Consider the following 15,992-nt stretch of genomic DNA (forward strand, 5'->3'; position numbering starts at 1 on the left):
GATGACGACCAGCGCCACTGTGCGTGTGATGAGCGCGGAAGAGATTGCGGCCCGCGCGGGTGGGGAGACGCCGTTTCTGCACTGGCCTGAAAGAACCTCGGTGTTCGCCGAACGCGAGATGCGCCTGCGCCAGCTCGCGCGTGGTCACGCGATGGAGGACTACCTGGGTTTTCTCGCGCTGATCGCGCACGAGCAGCAGGCCGCGCTCAAGAGTTTCCCGTCGGTGCCACTGCCCGATGCGCAGGCCATCGACCGCGCGGCACGCGCCGGCCTGCCGCCGCTACCGGCAGCGGACTGGCCGCGCGACCCCGCCTGGCGAGATGCCGCGCGCGCCATGGCCCGTGCGCTGTCCGCCCAGGCGCCAACCGGTGCGCGTGCGGTGCTGGAGCGCCTGGCCGCCGAGGATGACGTGTATTTCGAACGCCAGGCCGACGCCCTGCTGCACGGCCTGGGCACCGGCCTGGACCTGGCCACCGCACCGGTGGTCGGTGCGGCCCTGCAGGTCTACTGGACGCACCTGCTGCTGGCCACGCGCGCCCTGCACCAGGAACAGGGCCAGCCCTTCGGCCGCATCGACGAAGAAACCGGCTGCCCCTGCTGCGGCAGCCGGCCTACCGCCAGCATCACACGCAGCGCGGGCGAATCGCTGGGTCAGCGCTACCTGCACTGCTCGCTGTGCAACCTGCAGTGGCACATGGTGCGCATCAAGTGCCCGCACTGCCTGTCCATCAAGTCGCTGGCTTACCAGTCGCTCACGGCGGCGGGGGGCGATGGCGACAGCGCGGCCGCCACCGCCAAGGTGCAGGCCGAAACCTGCGACGACTGTGGCAGCTACCTCAAGATCATGCACACCGACCGCGACCCCTTCGTGGACCCGGTGGCCGACGACGTAGCCTCGCTCACGCTGGACCTGCTCGTGGCCGAGACCGGCAAAGAGCGCCACGGCGTGAACTTCATGCTGCTGTTTGGTGACCCGGGCGGCGTGCCGCCGCCCGACCACCCACCGCCAGAAGGGAGGCCCTGATGGCCCGGTCCGAAGAATCCGTCGTCGACGGTTCCAGGGCCACCGGCAACACCAGCCCTCCCGCCCTCCCGAACGCTGCCCCCAAAGACCTGCCCTCGGTCGATCGCCTGCTGCGCGATCCGGTCGTGGCCCAGCTGGTGGCCGAACACGGCCACAGCTGTGTGGCGCAACAGGTGCGCACCCTGGTGGACGAGCTGCGCGCGCGCGCCGTGCGCGGCGAGCTGCCGCTGACCGAGGTTGCCAACGACGCGCTGACGGCCGCGGTGCAGCAGCGCGTGGCCGGCCGGCTGGCGCCGCGCATGCGCAACGTGCTCAACCTCACCGGTACGGTCATCCACACCAACCTCGGCCGCACCCTGCTGGCCGACGAGGCGCTGGCCCATCTGCTCAGGATGATGTCGGGGCCGAATAACCTCGAATACGACCTCGCCACCGGCGGCCGGGGCGACCGCGACAGCATTGTCGAAGAGCTGCTGTGCACGCTGACCGGTGCCGAGGCCGCGACCGTGGTGAACAACAACGCGGCGGCGGTGCTGCTCACCATCGCGGCACTGGCGCGCGACAAGGAGGTCATCGTCTCGCGCGGTGAGCTGGTGGAAATCGGTGGCGCCTTCCGCATGCCCGACGTGATGGCCAGCGCCGGCGCGCACATGGTCGAGGTCGGCACCACCAACCGCACGCACCCGCACGACTACGAACGCGCCATCACCGAGCGCACCGCGCTGCTGATGAAGGTGCACACCAGCAACTACGCGGTGCAGGGCTTCACCTCCGCTGTGAGCGAGGCCGAGCTCAGCGCCATCGCCCACGCGCGCGGCCTGCCCGTGGCTACCGACCTGGGCAGTGGCGCGCTGGTCGACCTGGCCGCCTGGGGGCTGCCGCGCGAACCGATGCCGCAGGAGATGCTGGCCGCCGGCTGCGACGTGGTGAGTTTCAGTGGCGACAAGCTGTTGGGTGGCCCGCAGGCCGGGCTGATCGTGGGAAGCAAGGCGGCGGTCGGCAAGATCCGCAAGTTCCCGATGAAGCGCGCGCTGCGCATGAGCAAGCTGCCGCTGGCCGCGCTGGAAGCGACGCTGATGCTCTACCTGCGGCCTGAGCGGGTGGCGCAGGACCTGCCCACGCTGCGCCTGCTTACACGCACAGAGTCCGACATCCGTCAGGTGGCCGAAGCGCTGCTGCCTGCGATGAGCGCTGCGGTGTCACCGCGTTTTGCCGTCAGCGTCGAGGCCATGCAAGGGCAGATCGGCTCCGGCTCGCTGCCGGTCGAGCGCCTGCCGTCGGCGGGCCTGGCCATCGCACCGGTGAACAAGAAGGGTACCGGCCGTGCGCTGGACGAACTGGCCACTGCGCTGCGGCGCCTGCCGCTGCCGGTGATCGGCCGCGTGTCCGAAGACCGGCTGCTGCTGGATCTGCGCTGCCTGGAGCAGCCCTCGGTGCTGAGGGATCAGTTGCCGCAGCTTCAGCAGGCACTGGCCTGACATCGAGGGAGCATCACCGACCGGAAGCCCTTGCGCGCAGCCAATCCCGCCGCCCACCTCTGTTTTCTTTCTTTGAATCACCGTCCTACTTATGGAACCGACAACCATCCTTGACACCATCATTGCCAACACCCTGGTGCCGCTGGCGCTTCGCACCGATCAGGAAGGCCGCTTTCCCCGCGAAGCGGTGCAGGCCCTCGCGGAGGCGGGATTCCTGGGCCTGATTTCGGCCACCTCGGTGGGCGGTCAGGGCAAAGGCCTGCGCGAAGCGGTGCAGGTCGTCAGCACGCTCGCCAAGACTTGCCCGTCCACGGCGATGGTGGTTTGCATGCACTACTGCGCAGCCAACGTGATCGAACAGTTCGGTGCCGAAGCCCAGCGGCGCGAGATCGCGGCCGGTCGCCATCTCACGACACTGGCGTTCTCCGAAGCCGAGTCCCGGAGCCACTTCTGGGCCCCCATGAGCACCGCAAAAGCGGAGGGCGACGGGTTTGTGCTCGACGCCCGCAAGAGCTGGGTCACATCGGCGGGGGAGGCCAACAGCTATGTCTGGTCCAGCAAACCGGTGGCCGGCGACGGTGCCAGCACCTTGTGGCTGGTCGATGCCAGCAGCCCGGGCCTGTCGATCGCCGGCCGCTTTGATGGACTGGGGCTGCGAGGCAATGCCTCCACGCCTATGACCGCCCAGGGCGTTCGGGTGAATGCCAGTGATCGCCTGGGCGAGGACGGCAAGGGTTTCGACGCCATGATGGGTGTGGTCCTGCCCTGGTTCGCGTGCATGAACGCGGCCTGCTCGGTGGGCCTCATGGAGGGCGCGCTGGAGCGCGCCGCCGGGCATGTGGGCGGCACCCGGCACCAGCACCTGGGAAGTTCCCTGGCCGACCTGCCGACCATTCGCGCCTATCTGGCCAAAGCCCGCATCAAGACCGACATGGCCGGTGCCTTGCTGCAGGACACCTTGTCGGCCATGGAGACCGGGCGGGCCGATACCATGCTGCGGGTCCTGGAAGTCAAGGCCGCCGCGGCGGAAACCGCGCTGGAAGTCACCGATATCGCGATGCGTGTGTGTGGCGGAGCGGCGTTCCGCAAGGAAGCGGGCATCGAGCGCCTGTTCCGGGACGCCCGTGCGGCCAGTGTGATGGCCCCCACATCTGATGTCCTGTACGACTTCATCGGCAAAGCCGTGACCGGCCAACCCCTGTTCTGAGGCTTGAGATGAACACCAAACACTCCCTCGTCATGGGTGCGGTGGCCTATGCACCCAAAGTGGTCACCATCTGGGAGGGCTTCAAAGCCTTCTTCCACGAGCGTGGCCTGGACTTCGACTTTGTCCTGTTCAGCAACTACGAGCGTCAGGTCGAGGCGCAGTTCGAAGGGCAGATCCAGGTGGCATGGAATTCGCCACTGGCCTGGGAGCGTGCGCGCCGCATGGCCCGGGCGCGGGGTCAGTCGGTGCAGGCGGTGGCCATGCGCGACACCGACTGTGACCTGCACTCTCTGGTGGTGGTGCGCGCCGACAGCCCGTTGCACAACCTGGCCGATCTGCGGGGCAAGACCCTGGGGGTGGGCGCCATCGACTCGCCGCAGGCGACATTGATTCCCCTCGATCACCTGCGCCAATGCGGACTGGTCGGGGGCCGCGATTTCCGGGTGCGCCGCTTCGATGTGCTCGGCGGAAAACACGGCGACCACATCGGTGGCGAACGGGAGGCGGCACAGGCCTTGCTGGCTGGCGAGGTGGACGCCTGCTGCATGATCGATGGCAACCACCTGGCGTTCGGGCTCGATGGCACGCTGCCCGCCGGAAGCACCCGCATTCTGGCCACCACTGGCGCCTACGACCACTGCAACTTCACCACCAGCCCGAACGCCCCGACCGAGGCCATTGCCCTTTTCACCGAACTGCTGTTTTCGATGCGCTGGGACGACCCCATGGTTCGGCCTTTGCTGGAGCTCGAAGGGCTGCGTGAGTGGCGCCCCGGGCGCATCAGCGGCTACGACATGCTCAGCCGTGCGGTCGACGACGAAGAGTTTTACAGCCAAGATGGTCACATCCTCCCCGCCGACTATCGATATTGAAGCCCTGGGTCTGGACGAAGGGGCCTTGCTGCTGGTGCGCAAGGCCCTGCTCCAGCTCGCGCCCGGTGCGGTGCTCGGTGTTACCGGGCGTGCGCCGGGCTGGTCCTCGCATCTGCTGGCCTGGTGCCGCAGTCAGGGGCATGGCTTCGAGCTGGAAGAGCGCCCGGACGGCCGTCTGATGGCCTGGGTCCGGCGGTCCGACCAGGCCGAAGGGCGCTGGCTCGGGGCCCAATCCACCGGACGCGCCGTTCTGGGTCAGGAGCAGCCCTGGCCCGCTGAACAGGCCCAGGCTTCCTGGGGCCTGGCCGCACGCGGTGCCAAGGTGGAAGCCGGCAGCCCGCCCATGGGCTTTGCGCTGAACCGGCGCGACGAGCTGTGGGCGGCGACCGCTGGCGAGCTCTACCGACAGGCCGCCGCGGCCCAGTGGGACCCCGAGGCCGCCATCGACTGGCAGGCCCCGTTTGAACTGCCCGACGCCGTCGAAACGGCGGTGGTGCAGGTCATGACCTATCTGATCGAAAACGAGAACGCTGCGCTGCTGGTACCGGCGCGACACCTGGGCCAGATTCACCCGCACTACCGCGAGGTCATGCAGTTGCTGGCCCTGCAGTGTGCCGACGAAGCCCGACATGTCGAGGTCTTCACCCGCCGCGCCACGCTCAAGGGCCGTGAGCCCGGACTGTCCACCGCCGGTGGCCAGACTTCCCTGCGCACACTCTTCGAGGCGAGCGACTTTTCTCAGGCCACCTTTCTGCTCTCGGTGCTGGGCGAGGGCACGTTCGTGAACCTGCTCAATTTCCTGCACGCGCACGCGCCCGATCCGGTGACGCGACAGATCGCGCGTCTGACGGCGCGTGACGAGGCGCGCCATGTGGCGTTCGGCATGGCCCACCTTGAACACCGGTTGTCCGTCCAGCCCGACTATCAGATCCGGCTGCGCAATGCGATGGAACAGCGCTACGACGAGCTCTCGACCTCTGCCGGCCTGAACGAAGAGGTGTTCGACGCGCTGGTGCTCCTGGCCGCGGGGTCGCTGACACCCGAGGCGGTGCGCCATGGCCACCAGGCGGTGCAGACCCTCAAGCAGGAGATGGCCGGCGGGCGCAAGGCGCGCCTGTCGCGCCTGGGTTTTGAGCGATCGGAGGCGCAGCGGCTGTCCGACATGCACACCCGGAACTTCATGTGAGGAAGACATGATCGTCGGCACCGCAGGCCACATCGACCACGGCAAGACCACGCTGGTGCGCGCGCTCACCGGCGTGGACACCGACCGCCTGCCGGAAGAGAAGAAGCGCGGCATCACCATCGAGCTCGGCTACGCCTTCATGGACGGTCCCGAGGGACTGCGCATCGGTTTCATCGACGTGCCCGGTCACGAGCGGCTGGTGCACACCATGGTTTCCGGCGCCACGGGCATCGACCTCGCGCTGCTGCTGGTGGCCGCCGACGACGGCGTGATGCCGCAGACCCGCGAGCACCTGTCCGTGCTGTCGCTGCTGGGCATCCGCCACGGGCTGGCGGTGGTGACCAAGTGCGACCGCGCCGATCCCGCACGCGTGGAGGCGGTGGTGCACGAGGTGCAGCAGTTGCTGGCCAGCAGCACGCTGGCCGGTGCCGACGTGCTGCCGGTGTCGGCACAGACCGGGCAGGGCATCGAGGCCCTGCGCGAACGCCTGTGGCAGACGGCCGCGCAGATCGGCGAGCACCCGCGGCGGCGCGAGGCCTTCCGGCTCGCGGTGGACCGCAGCTTCACGCTCGGCGGCATTGGTACCGTGGTCACGGGTACGGTGCATGCGGGGGCGGTGGCCATTGGTGACGAGCTGGTGGTGGCACCCGGCGAGCGCCGTGTGCGGGTGCGCAGCCTGCACGCGCAGAACCGTGAAGTGGCTCAGGCCGTGGCGGGCGAGCGCTGTGCGCTGGGCCTGGCTGGTGTGTCGCGTGACGAGGTGGCGCGCGGTGCCTGGCTGGTGGCCCCTGCCGCCGCGCTGGCCACCGACCGGCTCGACGCCTGGCTGGACCTCTGGCCCGAAGAAACCCGGCCGCTGCGTTCGGGCACGCCGGTGCACCTGCACCTGGGCTCGGCCTCGGTCATGGCCACGGTGGCGGTGCTCGAACCCGCAGTCATCGAACCCGGGCAGGGCGGGCTGGTGCAGCTGGTACTGCGCGAGCCGGTGGGCGCCTGGCACGGTGACCGCCTGGTGCTGCGCGATGCGTCGGCCATGCGCACCCTGGCCGGCGCCGTGGTGCTCGACCCGTTTGCGCCGGTGCGCTACCGCCGCACGCCGCAGCGCATTGCGGCCCTGCAGGCACTGCAGCTACCCACCGCCGACGAGCGCCTGGCCGCGGCGCTGGCGGCCTCGCCCCAGGGCCTGGACCTGCGGCGCTGGCAGGCAGCCCAGGGCGGGCAGTCGCCGGTGGTGGCGGCCGACGCCCTGCGCGCCCACGACGCCGCGCACGATCTGGCCCTGGCCGCCGATCACGCGGGGCGGGCCGAAGAACAGCTGCTGGCCGCGTTGGCGCAGTACCACCAGCAGCATCCCGAAGAGCTGGGGCCCGATGCCGCGCGGCTGCGCCGGCTGGCGCTGCCACGCCTGCCCGAACCGCTGTTCCGGGCCCTGCTGGCGCGCCTGCTGGCACAGGGCGGTGTGGCGCAGCGCGGCGCGCTGGTGCACCGGCTGGAACACGGCGTGCGCCTGTCGGCGGCCGAAGAGCGCATTGCGCAGAAGGTGGCGCCGGGTCTGGCGCAGGCGGGCTTTGAAGGCGCCTGGGTGCGCGACCTGGCCAAGGCCACCGCCGAACCCGAGGCCATCATGCGCGTCACGCTCTCGCGCCTGGCGCAGCGCGGCGAGCTCTACCAGGTGGTCAAGGACCTGTTCTACCCGCCCGCGACCATGGTCGAACTGGCGGCGCTGTGCCGTCGCGTGGCGGGCGAACACGACGGCGTGGTGCTGGCCGCCGACTACCGCGACGCGACCGGCCTGGGCCGCAAGCGCGCGATCCAGATCCTGGAGCACTTCGACCGCATCGGTCTGCTGCGGCGAGTGGGCGACACGCACAAGCTGCGCAGCGATTGCCAGCTGTTTCTGGAGGCCGTGGCATGATGCGCGGCCCCTATGTTTTTGCGGAAGGGAAACGATCCTGGTGGGTCGGCCGGGCTTCAAACCCGGTGGGTGGCGCCATGCGTCGCCGGGTGGGTTCGACTCCCATTCCCTTCCGCCCCTTTGCCCTCTGCCGGGCCCTTTGCGCATGACCGATCCGGCCGATCACCTCTACCTCATCGAACACCAGGTCTGGGCCCGCGTGGACGCCGACGGCCTGGTCACGCAGGGCATCACTGCGCTGGGCGTGCGGCTCTCGGGTGAGGTCTACATGTGCCGGCCCAAAGGCGTCGGTGTGGTGGTGGAGCAGGGCAAGTCCATGGGCGTGGTCGAGCTGGCCAAGTCCATTGTCTCGGTCAAGTCGCCGCTCGGTGGCGAGGTGGTCGCGGTCAACCCGCGGCTGCGCGACGAACCGGAGCTGGTGCACCGCGACCCCTACGGCGCCGGCTGGCTGCTGCGCCTGCGGCCCTCGAACCTCGCCAGCGAAACTGAAGCCCTGGTCACCGGCGACGCCATCGCACCCGCGATGGCCGCGCACGCGCGGCTGTTCCGCATCGACGAGTGAGACGCGCCACACACCATGGGTTTTGAAGCCAACTCCCTGCAGGGCATCGCCATCCTGCTCTGGGCCAGCGAGCCCGAGGCGCCGCACCGCCTCGTCACGCCGTTCCTGCACGCCGCGGCTGCGGCCGCGATGGACATGCCGGTGGAGCTGTATTTCACGGCGCGCAGCGTGCACCTGCTGGTGCCCGGTGTGGCGCAGGGGCTCAAGGCCAGCGCGCTGACCGAGCGCACGGTGTACGACGCGATGCGCGAAGCTGCTTCGCATGGCGCGGTGTTCTACGCCTGCACCGAGGCGCTGCGGGCACAGGGCCTGTCGGGCCAGCCGCTGATCGCCGAATGCGCCGGCCATGGTGGCGCGGTGCAGTTCATGGCGCGCGCGGCCGATCCGGCCTGGCGCACGCTGGTGTTCTGACCGCCGGTACTGACCATGTCCGACGTGTCTGCAGCTTCTGCCATCCATGGTTTGCTCGGCCGCTTTTCCGTGGGGGCCAAGCACCTGGCGGCCCCGGGTCCTGACGACGGCGCGATTGCGACCATGGTGGCCGCCGCGTTGCGCGCGCCCGATCACGGCGGCCTGGTGCCGTTCCGGTTTGTTGTGGTGCGTGGTGATGCAGGGCGGTCCCGCCTGGCCGCGCTGTTCGAGCAGGCCGCACTGGACGCCGGCAAGGACAGGGCTTCTGCCGCGCGCGACCGCGACCGTGCGCTGGAGCCACCGCTGCTGATGGCGGTGATCGCCCGCATCGACGCTGGCCACCCGGTGGCGACCGTGCACGAGCAGTGGATGACGGTGGGCGGTGCGCTGACCAACCTGCTCAATGCGGCGCACGCGCTGGGTTACGCGGGCAAGATGCTTTCGGGCAGCAAGGTGCGCTCGGCACCCGTGGTGGCCGCGTTCTGTGGGCCTGGGGAGATGCTGGTGGGCTGGGTGGTGCTGGGCACGCCGGTGCGCGTGGGCAAGCCGAAGTTCGACAAACCCGGACCCCTGGAGCTGCTCAGCGAGTTCTGAGCGCGTCGGTCGGGTTCCGGCTCAGTCCCACCAGGGCAGCAGCCGCTTCATGGCCGCCACCTCGCCGCAGTGGTCGGCCGCATAGCCCGACAAGCGGTTCAGCCGGTCCTGCCAGTCGCGGCTGCGCAGGTGCTGCAGCAGCGTCTTCATGGTGGGCTGTTCCAGCGAACTTTTCAGGCACACCAGCAGGTAGCGCTCTTCGGTCAGCGGCACAAAGCCCAGGCCCAGGCTGCGGGCCGCGTACTCGGTGCCCAGCCCCACGTCGGCCTGGCCGCCCGACACGGCCTGCGCCACGGCGGCGTGTGAACTCTCGACCCGCGCAAAGCCCTCGATGTCGCGGCTGGACAGCCCTTCCTGTGCCATCAACTCCTCCAGCAGCAGCCGGGTGCCGGTGCCGATGGCGCGGTTGACGAAGCGCGCCTTCTGGCGGGCCACGTCGTTCATGTCGCGCAGGCGCAGGGGATTGCCCGGCGCCACCATCAGCCCCTGAGAACGGCGCGCAAAGCCGATGATCTTGTGCGTGCCGGGCTTGAGCAACGGGCGGTAGGCGCGGGCGCTCAGGCTGCCGCTGGCGGCGAAGGGTTGCGTGTGAAAGCCCGCCAGTTCGCAGCGGCCCTCGTTGAGCGCGCGGATGGCGTCCACGCTGCCGCAGAAGCGGATGTCCAGGTGCAGGCGCTGGCTGGCTCCGTGGGCACCCGGTGGCTGGGCCATGTGGGCCTGCAGTTCCGTCAGGGCGTGGTCGTGACTGGCATAGAGGGTCAGCACATGCTGGGTGCCGTCGTTGTCCGATGGCTCGAACGCCAGGGCAAAGGCCCGCGCCAGTTCGGCACGAAGACTCTCGATCTGCGGCCCGAGCCGGGCCTGTGCCAGCCGCTCGGCCAGCAACAGCCGTTCGCCGAACGGGGTCAGCCGCGCCGCCTGACCCCGTTCCCAGAGAATCAGCGCCTGCCCCAGACTGGCTTCCCAGTCCTTGAGCTGTCCCCAGACATGGCGGTAGGACAGGCCCAGCTCGCGCGCCGCACCCGAGATCGACCCGCTGCTGCGCACCGCCTGCAGCACGTCCATCATGGGGTTTCTCAGCAGCGCGCCCTGTTGCGTGGGACCCTGTCCGGGGGAGGTCAGGGAGTAGGACAACTCGATCTTTCGCATGGCGGCCAAGTGTGCCCGAAACGCGCTTTGCATCCGGGCACATCTTATGAACTTCAGTTCATACGGCGTCAGTCCTTACTCTCGAAGTTGAAGCACACTTGTAAGCTTCCTTCGACATATGAACACTTTTTCCGATAGCCTGGTCACCGCCCTGTCGCTGGTGCTGGCCGGTGATGCCAGCCTCTGGACCATCGTGATGCGGTCTCTGTCCGTCAGCGCCACCGCGTGCCTGCTGGGCTGTGGCCTGGGGCTGCCGCTTGGCGCCTGGCTGGCGGTGGCGCGGTTCCCTGGCCGACCTATGGTGCTCACCCTGCTCAACACCTTCCTGGCCATTCCCTCGGTGGTGGTGGGCCTGGTGATCTACCTGCTGCTTTCGCGCTCCGGCCCGCTGGGCTTTCTGGGCTGGCTGTTCAGCTTCCAGGCCATGGTGCTGGCGCAGGCGATCCTGGTGCTGCCGCTGGTCACCGCGCTCACGCGCCAGGTGGTCGAAGACGCCGACCGCAGCCACGGCGAGCAGCTGTCCTCGCTGGGCGCGGGTCTGGGCCTGCGCAGCCTGCTGATGGCCTGGGACGAACGCTATGCGCTGCTCACAGTGCTGATCACGGCCTTTGGCCGCGCGGTGTCCGAGGTCGGTGCGGTGATGATCGTCGGCGGCAACATCGACGGCTTCACCCGCGTGATGACCACCGCCATCGCGCTGGAAACCAGCAAGGGCGACCTGCCGCTGGCGCTCGGCCTGGGCATCGTGCTGCTGGCGGTGGTGCTGCTGCTCAACAGCCTGGTGGCCGTGCTGCGCCGCTGGCGCGAACACCTGGACGGTGGCGATCTGCGGATGGCCACGACATGAAGGTGGAACTCTCCGCCACGGGCGAGGTGTTCGGCAGCGCGGGCCCAGCGCCGGCCGTGCTGACGCTGGCGTCGGTGCACGTGAGCCTCGGGCCTGCCGCGCAGGTGGAGGCGCTGCGGAACATCACGCTGAGCATCCACGCCGGCGAGCGTGTGGCCCTGGTCGGTCCCAACGGCTGCGGCAAGAGCACGCTGCTGCGCACGCTGCACGGCCTGCTGCCCATTGCGCAGGGCCGGCGCGAGGTGCCCCATGCCTCGCGCATTGCCATGCTGTTCCAGCGCCCGCACATGCTGCGCATGTCGGTGCGGCGCAACCTTCAGCTGGGACTGTGGCTCAGCGGCGTGCCCTGGAGGCAGACCAAGGAGCGCGCCCGGCAGGCGCTGGAGCGCGTGCAGCTCGCGTCGCTGGCTGAGCGCAATGGCCGCGCGCTGTCGGGTGGCCAGCAGCAGCGCGTGGCGCTGGCGCGGGCCTGGGCGCTGCGGCCCGATGTGTGGCTGCTGGACGAGCCCACCGCGAGCCTGGACCCGCACGCCAAGCGGGATGTCGAGGCGCTCATCGCCGACTTCGGCGACGAAGCGCCCGCGCCCGGCCACCTGCCGCCCACGCTCGTGTTCGCCAGCCACAACCTCGGCCAGGTGAAGCGCCTGGCCAGCCGCGTGATCTATCTGGAGCAGGGCCAGTTGCTGGCCGATCTGCCAGTGAACGACTTTTTCAACCACGCTTTCCTGGAGGCGCACTGCCCCCAGGCCCATCTGTTCGTCAAAGGAGAAACCACATGAAACCATCCATCGCATCCCGTCGCACCATCGTGCAACTGCTCGCCGCTGCCGGCCTCGTGTCGGCTGGTCTGCTGGGCGCCACTTCGGCGCTGGCCCAGAGCAGCATCGTCGTGGCCTCGACCACGTCCACCGAGCAGTCGGGCCTGTTCGGCCACATCCTGCCGGCCTTCAAGCAGGCCAGCGGCATCGACGTGAAGGTGGTGGCGCTGGGCACCGGCCAGGCCATCGACATGGCACGCCGCGGCGATGCCGACGTGCTCTTCGTGCACGACAAGATCGCCGAAGAGAAGTTCGTCGCCGACGGCTTCTCGGCCAAGCGCCAGGAGGTCATGTACAACGATTTCGTGCTGATCGGCCCCAAGGCAGATCCGGCCGGCACCAAGGGCAACGACATCGTGGCCGCGCTCAAGAAGATCGCCACCGCCAACGCGGCCTTCGTCTCGCGCGGCGACAAGAGCGGCACTCACGCGGCCGAGTTGCGCTTCTGGAAGATGACCGACACCGATGCCAACAAGGGCAGCGGCTACAAGGAATGCGGCTGCGGCATGGGCCCGGCGCTGAACATCGGTGCGAGCAGCGGCGCCTACGTGCTGGCCGACCGCGGCACCTGGCTCAACTTCAAGAACCGCGCCGACCTGGCGGTGCTGGTGGAAGGCGACAAGCGCCTGTTCAACCAGTACGGCGTGATGCTGGTGAGCGCCGCCAAGCACCCGCAGGTGAAGACGGCCGAGGGCCAGCAGTTCGTCGACTGGGTCACCGGCCCCGCCGGCCAGAAGGCCATCGCCGAGTACAAGATCGGCGGCGAGCAGCTGTTCTTCCCGAACGCCACGAAATGAGACTGCCCGCTCTGGCCTTGACGGCGGTGCTGGCGGGTTGTGCCGCGCAGACCACCACCTCCGAGCCGGTGGTGGTCTACGCCGCCGGCAGCCTGCGCGACGCGCTGACTGAAGTGGCGCGCGACCACGAGGCGCGCACCGGGCAGAAGGTCGCGCTGACCTTCGGGCCCTCAGGCCTGCTGCGCGAGCGGATCGAAAAGGGCGAGGCGGCCCAGGTGTTCGCCTCGGCCGACACGCAGCACCCGAAGCGGCTGGCCGACGCGGGCGGCTGGGCGGCGCAGACCGTCTTCGTGCGCAACAGCCTGTGTGCGCTGGTGCAGCCGGGGCTGGCGGTGGCGCCGGATAACATGCTGGACACGCTGTTGCGCGTCGACCTGAAGCTGGGCATGTCCACGCCAAAGGCCGACCCCTCGGGCGACTACGCGCTGGCGCTGTTCCAGAAAGCCGACGCGGTGCGCGCGGGCAGCCAGGCCACCCTCACCGCCAAGGCACTGCAGCTCACCGGCGGGCCATCGTCGCCCGCCGCGCCGGCCGGTCGCAACACCTACGCCTGGGTCATGGAGCAGGGCAAGGCCGACGTGTTCCTCACCTACTGCACCAATGCCGTGGCGGCCCGCCAGGAGCGCAACACGTTGCAGGTGGTGCAGATGCCGCCGGCCTTGCAGGTCGGTGCGGCCTACGGCCTGACGGTGCGCCAGGGGGCTGCGGCGCCCTCGGTGGCCTTTGCCAAAGCCCTGGTGGCCGATCCGGCGCAAGCCATCCTGGCCCGCCACGGCTTCGGCCGGCCCTGATTGGCAGCGGGTGCATCACCATGCTGCCGCGTCGAACCCTTCTTCTGTCCGCGCTGGCCGGGCTGGCAGTGCCACCTGCCGGCGCCCAGTCGGCCGCCGAAGCGCCTCCGGTCCTGCTGCGCGTGGAGGGGGCGGTCAAGGCGCCGCTGGCGCTCACGCGTGAGCAGTTGCTGGCACTGCGCTGGCGCGACTACGCCGAAGAGCGCGAGGTGCAGCAGGGCGGGCAGGCGGTGAAGCTGGCGGTGCGCTACCAGGGCGTGCCGCTGCGCGAGCTGCTGGACCAGGCCGTGCTCGCCCCCGATCGGCACGCGGTGCGTCGCGCCGTGGTGCTACTGACGGCGCGCGACGGCTACCGCGTGAGCTTTTCCTGGGGCGAGCTCTACAACAGTTCGCTGGGCGAGGGCGTGATCCTCGTTCGCTCGCAGGATGGCCGCGACCTGATCGAGGTCGACGGTCTGCCGGCGCTGCGCTCCCTGCACGACACCCGGTCGGGGCCGCGCCATGTGCGCTGGCTGGAGCGCGTGGAGGTGCTGGTGCCCGGCGGCTGAGCCGGCTCAGCGCACCATCGCCACGCCCTTGATCTGCGCATAGACCGGCTGACCCGGCGCCAGCGCCAGGCGCCGGGCCGACAGGCTGCTGATGCGCGAGAGCAGGGTGGCGCCCTGGCCGTCGGCACCCAGGCGCAGGCTCACCACCACCTGCGCCACGCCGTTGTCCGTCAGGCTGTCCACCACCGCCGGCAGCACATTGAGCACGCTGGTCTGCGAAGGCATTACCAGCGACAGGCTCACGTCCCGCGCCTGGATGTGCAGGCGCGCGTGCGTGCTGGGCTGCGGCACGCCCTGGCGCGACTGTGGCAACAGCAGCTGCCCGCCGTCGATGTCGTAGACCGCGAGCTGGTCGGCCGGGGAGTAGCCGCTGCAGTGGCCCTGCAGCACCGAGACCGCGCTGTCGCCGCGCGAGAGCGGCAGGTCGCTGCGCGTGAGCATCTGTGCCAGCGGGCCGTCGGCCTGCACACGGCCCTCTTCGAGCAGCACCACGTGGTCGGCCAGCCGCGCCACCTCGTCCAGCGAGTGCGTCACATAGACCACCGGCACGTCCAGCGCCTCGTGCAGCTGCTCCAGCCAGGGCAGGATCTCGGCCTTGCGCGCCGCGTCCAGGGCGGCCAGTGGCTCGTCCATCAGCAGCAGCTTCGGGCTCGTGGCCAATGCGCGGGTGATGGCCACGCGCTGGCGCTCGCCGCCCGAGAGCTCGTGCGGCCGGCGCTGCAGCAGGTGGCCGATGCCCAGCAGCTCCAGCCCATGGCGCCAGTCGTGCCGGCGCAGCGCGGGCGGTGTGCGGTCGAAGCCGAAGCGCAGGTTGCCTTCCACCGTGAGGTGGTCGAACAGGCTGGCCTCCTGGAACACATAGCCCAGCGCGCGCTGGTGCGTGGGCAGGAACACGCCGCGCGCGCTGTCTTGCCAGGTCTGGCCGTCCACCACCACCGCACCGGTGGCCTGGCGCTCCAGCCCGGCCAGCACGCGCAGGCAGCTGGTCTTGCCACTGCCCGATGGGCCGAACAGCGCCGTGATGCCATGGCCCGGCAGGGCCAGCCGCACGTCCAGCGCGAAGTCGCCCCGGTCTAGCCGGGCGTTCAGGGTCAGTGCGGCGTCGCTCATGTGCGCACCCGGCGCGCCTGCCGCGCGTTGTAGACCTGCAGCGTCATCAGTACCACGAATGCGAACACCAGCATCACCGCCGCCAGCCGGTGGGCGTCAGCGTATTCCAGTGCCTCGACGTGATCGAAGATCTGCACCGACACCACCCGCGTCACGCCCGGGATGTTGCCGCCCACCATCAGCACCACGCCGAACTCGCCCACCGTGTGCGCAAAGCTCATGATGCAGCCGGTCACGAGGCCCGGCCTGCACAGCGGCAGCACCACATGAAAGAAGCGGTCCAGTGGCGAGGCGCGCAGCGTGGCCGCCGCCTCCAGCGGCCGCTCGCCCAGGGCCTGCATGCTGTTCAGGATGGGCTGCACCATGAACGGCAGCGAATAGAACACCGAGGCCACCACCAGCCCGGTGAAGGTGAAGGGCAGGGTGGGCAGGCCCATGGACACCATCCATGCGCCGATGGGCCCGTTCGGCCCCAGCCCCACCAGCAGATAGAACCCGAGCACCGACGGCGGCAGCACCAGCGGCAGCGCCACCAGCGCGCCCACGGGCCTGGCCACCCAGCTGCGCGAGCGCGCCAGCCACCACGCCAGAGGCGTGCCCAGCAGCAACAGGATCAGCGTGGTCAGCGCGGCGACCTTGAAGGTCAGCCGGAGCGCCTGGAGGTTGTCGGGGGTCAGGAACAC

The 15,992-nt window shown here is 69.8% G+C and carries 17 protein-coding genes and 1 tRNA gene; 15 read left to right on the forward strand and 3 right to left on the reverse strand.

Annotation, left to right across the window (positions count from 1 at the left end; all coding sequences use genetic code 11):
• The first annotated feature begins 1 nt into the window (after position 1).
• The 10 genes from fdhE (at position 2) to HFL01S_RS02445 (ending at position 9,249) form a co-directional block, all read left to right on the forward strand.
• Positions 2-1,024 (forward strand): formate dehydrogenase accessory protein FdhE, encoded by a 1,023-nt coding sequence (fdhE, locus tag HFL01S_RS02400; RefSeq protein ID WP_066254142.1) that lies wholly within the window; start codon positions 2-4, stop codon positions 1,022-1,024.
• A complete protein-coding gene (gene selA, locus HFL01S_RS02405; RefSeq protein WP_066254144.1) occupies positions 1,024-2,502 on the forward strand; it encodes an L-seryl-tRNA(Sec) selenium transferase in 1,479 nt (492 codons plus the stop codon). Before fdhE ends, selA begins: the two co-directional genes overlap by 1 nt.
• Before the next feature lie 91 nt (positions 2,503-2,593).
• Positions 2,594-3,709, forward strand: a complete 1,116-nt coding sequence (locus tag HFL01S_RS02410) for an acyl-CoA dehydrogenase family protein (protein WP_157538740.1) — start codon at positions 2,594-2,596, stop codon at positions 3,707-3,709.
• 8 nt (positions 3,710-3,717) lie between these two features.
• Positions 3,718-4,581, forward strand: a complete 864-nt coding sequence (locus HFL01S_RS02415; RefSeq protein WP_066254145.1) for a phosphate/phosphite/phosphonate ABC transporter substrate-binding protein — start codon at positions 3,718-3,720, stop codon at positions 4,579-4,581.
• Positions 4,547-5,767: a hypothetical protein gene (locus tag HFL01S_RS02420; protein ID WP_066254148.1), complete on the forward strand. Its 1,221-nt coding sequence runs from the start codon at positions 4,547-4,549 to the stop codon at positions 5,765-5,767. Before HFL01S_RS02415 ends, HFL01S_RS02420 begins: the two co-directional genes overlap by 35 nt.
• Positions 5,768-5,774: 7 nt before the next feature.
• The gene (selB, locus tag HFL01S_RS02425) at positions 5,775-7,682 is read left to right on the forward strand and encodes a selenocysteine-specific translation elongation factor (RefSeq protein ID WP_066254151.1); all 1,908 of its coding nucleotides are present in this window, start codon (positions 5,775-5,777) and stop codon (positions 7,680-7,682) included.
• 22 nt (positions 7,683-7,704) lie between these two features.
• Positions 7,705-7,797: transfer RNA gene (locus tag HFL01S_RS02430), tRNA-Sec, on the forward strand.
• A gap of 30 nt (positions 7,798-7,827) precedes the next feature.
• Positions 7,828-8,244, forward strand: a complete 417-nt coding sequence (locus HFL01S_RS02435; protein ID WP_066254154.1) for a glycine cleavage system protein H — start codon at positions 7,828-7,830, stop codon at positions 8,242-8,244.
• 15 nt (positions 8,245-8,259) lie between these two features.
• The gene (locus HFL01S_RS02440; protein ID WP_066254156.1) at positions 8,260-8,655 is read left to right on the forward strand and encodes a DsrE family protein; all 396 of its coding nucleotides are present in this window, start codon (positions 8,260-8,262) and stop codon (positions 8,653-8,655) included.
• A gap of 15 nt (positions 8,656-8,670) precedes the next feature.
• A complete protein-coding gene (locus tag HFL01S_RS02445) occupies positions 8,671-9,249 on the forward strand; it encodes a nitroreductase family protein (RefSeq protein WP_066254159.1) in 579 nt (192 codons plus the stop codon).
• A 21-nt stretch (positions 9,250-9,270) separates the two neighbouring features.
• Here the strand turns inward: HFL01S_RS02445 and HFL01S_RS02450 are convergent, their stop codons facing one another.
• The gene (locus HFL01S_RS02450) at positions 9,271-10,398 is read right to left on the reverse strand and encodes a substrate-binding domain-containing protein (RefSeq protein WP_066254164.1); all 1,128 of its coding nucleotides are present in this window, start codon (positions 10,396-10,398) and stop codon (positions 9,271-9,273) included.
• A gap of 118 nt (positions 10,399-10,516) precedes the next feature.
• Here HFL01S_RS02450 and HFL01S_RS02455 point away from each other — a divergent pair, with 118 nt between their 5' ends.
• Genes HFL01S_RS02455 through HFL01S_RS02475 form a run of 5 tightly spaced genes read left to right on the forward strand, consistent with a single transcriptional unit; the run spans position 10,517 to position 14,199 of the window.
• On the forward strand, positions 10,517-11,245 hold the full coding sequence (locus HFL01S_RS02455; RefSeq protein WP_066254167.1) for an ABC transporter permease: 729 nt from the start codon (positions 10,517-10,519) through the stop codon (positions 11,243-11,245).
• Positions 11,242-12,024 (forward strand): ABC transporter ATP-binding protein, encoded by a 783-nt coding sequence (locus tag HFL01S_RS02460; RefSeq protein WP_084383050.1) that lies wholly within the window; start codon positions 11,242-11,244, stop codon positions 12,022-12,024. Before HFL01S_RS02455 ends, HFL01S_RS02460 begins: the two co-directional genes overlap by 4 nt.
• Positions 12,021-12,860: an ABC transporter substrate-binding protein gene (locus HFL01S_RS02465; RefSeq protein WP_084383051.1), complete on the forward strand. Its 840-nt coding sequence runs from the start codon at positions 12,021-12,023 to the stop codon at positions 12,858-12,860. Before HFL01S_RS02460 ends, HFL01S_RS02465 begins: the two co-directional genes overlap by 4 nt.
• Positions 12,857-13,651: a molybdate ABC transporter substrate-binding protein gene (locus tag HFL01S_RS02470; protein ID WP_066254169.1), complete on the forward strand. Its 795-nt coding sequence runs from the start codon at positions 12,857-12,859 to the stop codon at positions 13,649-13,651. Before HFL01S_RS02465 ends, HFL01S_RS02470 begins: the two co-directional genes overlap by 4 nt.
• A 20-nt stretch (positions 13,652-13,671) precedes the next feature.
• Positions 13,672-14,199 carry a molybdopterin-dependent oxidoreductase gene (locus tag HFL01S_RS02475; RefSeq protein ID WP_066254171.1) on the forward strand — a complete coding sequence of 176 codons (528 nt, stop codon included), beginning with the start codon at positions 13,672-13,674 and terminating at the stop codon, positions 14,197-14,199.
• Positions 14,200-14,205: 6 nt separating this feature from the next.
• Here the strand turns inward: HFL01S_RS02475 and modC are convergent, their stop codons facing one another.
• The gene (gene modC / locus HFL01S_RS02480) at positions 14,206-15,309 is read right to left on the reverse strand and encodes a molybdenum ABC transporter ATP-binding protein (protein ID WP_066254175.1); all 1,104 of its coding nucleotides are present in this window, start codon (positions 15,307-15,309) and stop codon (positions 14,206-14,208) included.
• A complete protein-coding gene (modB, locus tag HFL01S_RS02485; RefSeq protein ID WP_066254178.1) occupies positions 15,306-15,992 on the reverse strand; it encodes a molybdate ABC transporter permease subunit in 687 nt (228 codons plus the stop codon). Before modB ends, modC begins: the two co-directional genes overlap by 4 nt.

It is taken from the genome of Hydrogenophaga flava NBRC 102514 (assembly GCF_001571145.1).
In the GTDB taxonomy this organism is placed as follows: domain Bacteria; phylum Pseudomonadota; class Gammaproteobacteria; order Burkholderiales; family Burkholderiaceae_C; genus Hydrogenophaga; species Hydrogenophaga flava.

Bases quoted from the DNA above. Each gene is read 5' to 3' on its own strand.
- fdhE (WP_066254142.1), top strand. From the start codon at position 2: ATGACGACCAGCGCCACTGTGCGTGTGATGAGCGCGGAAGAGATTGCG.
- selA (WP_066254144.1), top strand. From the start codon at position 1,024: ATGGCCCGGTCCGAAGAATCCGTCGTCGACGGTTCCAGGGCCACCGGC.
- HFL01S_RS02410 (WP_157538740.1), top strand. From the start codon at position 2,594: ATGGAACCGACAACCATCCTTGACACCATCATTGCCAACACCCTGGTG.
- HFL01S_RS02415 (WP_066254145.1), top strand. From the start codon at position 3,718: ATGAACACCAAACACTCCCTCGTCATGGGTGCGGTGGCCTATGCACCC.
- HFL01S_RS02420 (WP_066254148.1), top strand. From the start codon at position 4,547: ATGGTCACATCCTCCCCGCCGACTATCGATATTGAAGCCCTGGGTCTG.
- selB (WP_066254151.1), top strand. From the start codon at position 5,775: ATGATCGTCGGCACCGCAGGCCACATCGACCACGGCAAGACCACGCTG.
- HFL01S_RS02435 (WP_066254154.1), top strand. From the start codon at position 7,828: ATGACCGATCCGGCCGATCACCTCTACCTCATCGAACACCAGGTCTGG.
- HFL01S_RS02440 (WP_066254156.1), top strand. From the start codon at position 8,260: ATGGGTTTTGAAGCCAACTCCCTGCAGGGCATCGCCATCCTGCTCTGG.
- HFL01S_RS02445 (WP_066254159.1), top strand. From the start codon at position 8,671: ATGTCCGACGTGTCTGCAGCTTCTGCCATCCATGGTTTGCTCGGCCGC.
- HFL01S_RS02450 (WP_066254164.1), bottom strand. From the start codon at position 10,398: ATGCGAAAGATCGAGTTGTCCTACTCCCTGACCTCCCCCGGACAGGGT.
- HFL01S_RS02455 (WP_066254167.1), top strand. From the start codon at position 10,517: ATGAACACTTTTTCCGATAGCCTGGTCACCGCCCTGTCGCTGGTGCTG.
- HFL01S_RS02460 (WP_084383050.1), top strand. From the start codon at position 11,242: ATGAAGGTGGAACTCTCCGCCACGGGCGAGGTGTTCGGCAGCGCGGGC.
- HFL01S_RS02465 (WP_084383051.1), top strand. From the start codon at position 12,021: ATGAAACCATCCATCGCATCCCGTCGCACCATCGTGCAACTGCTCGCC.
- HFL01S_RS02470 (WP_066254169.1), top strand. From the start codon at position 12,857: ATGAGACTGCCCGCTCTGGCCTTGACGGCGGTGCTGGCGGGTTGTGCC.
- HFL01S_RS02475 (WP_066254171.1), top strand. From the start codon at position 13,672: ATGCTGCCGCGTCGAACCCTTCTTCTGTCCGCGCTGGCCGGGCTGGCA.
- modC (WP_066254175.1), bottom strand. From the start codon at position 15,309: ATGAGCGACGCCGCACTGACCCTGAACGCCCGGCTAGACCGGGGCGAC.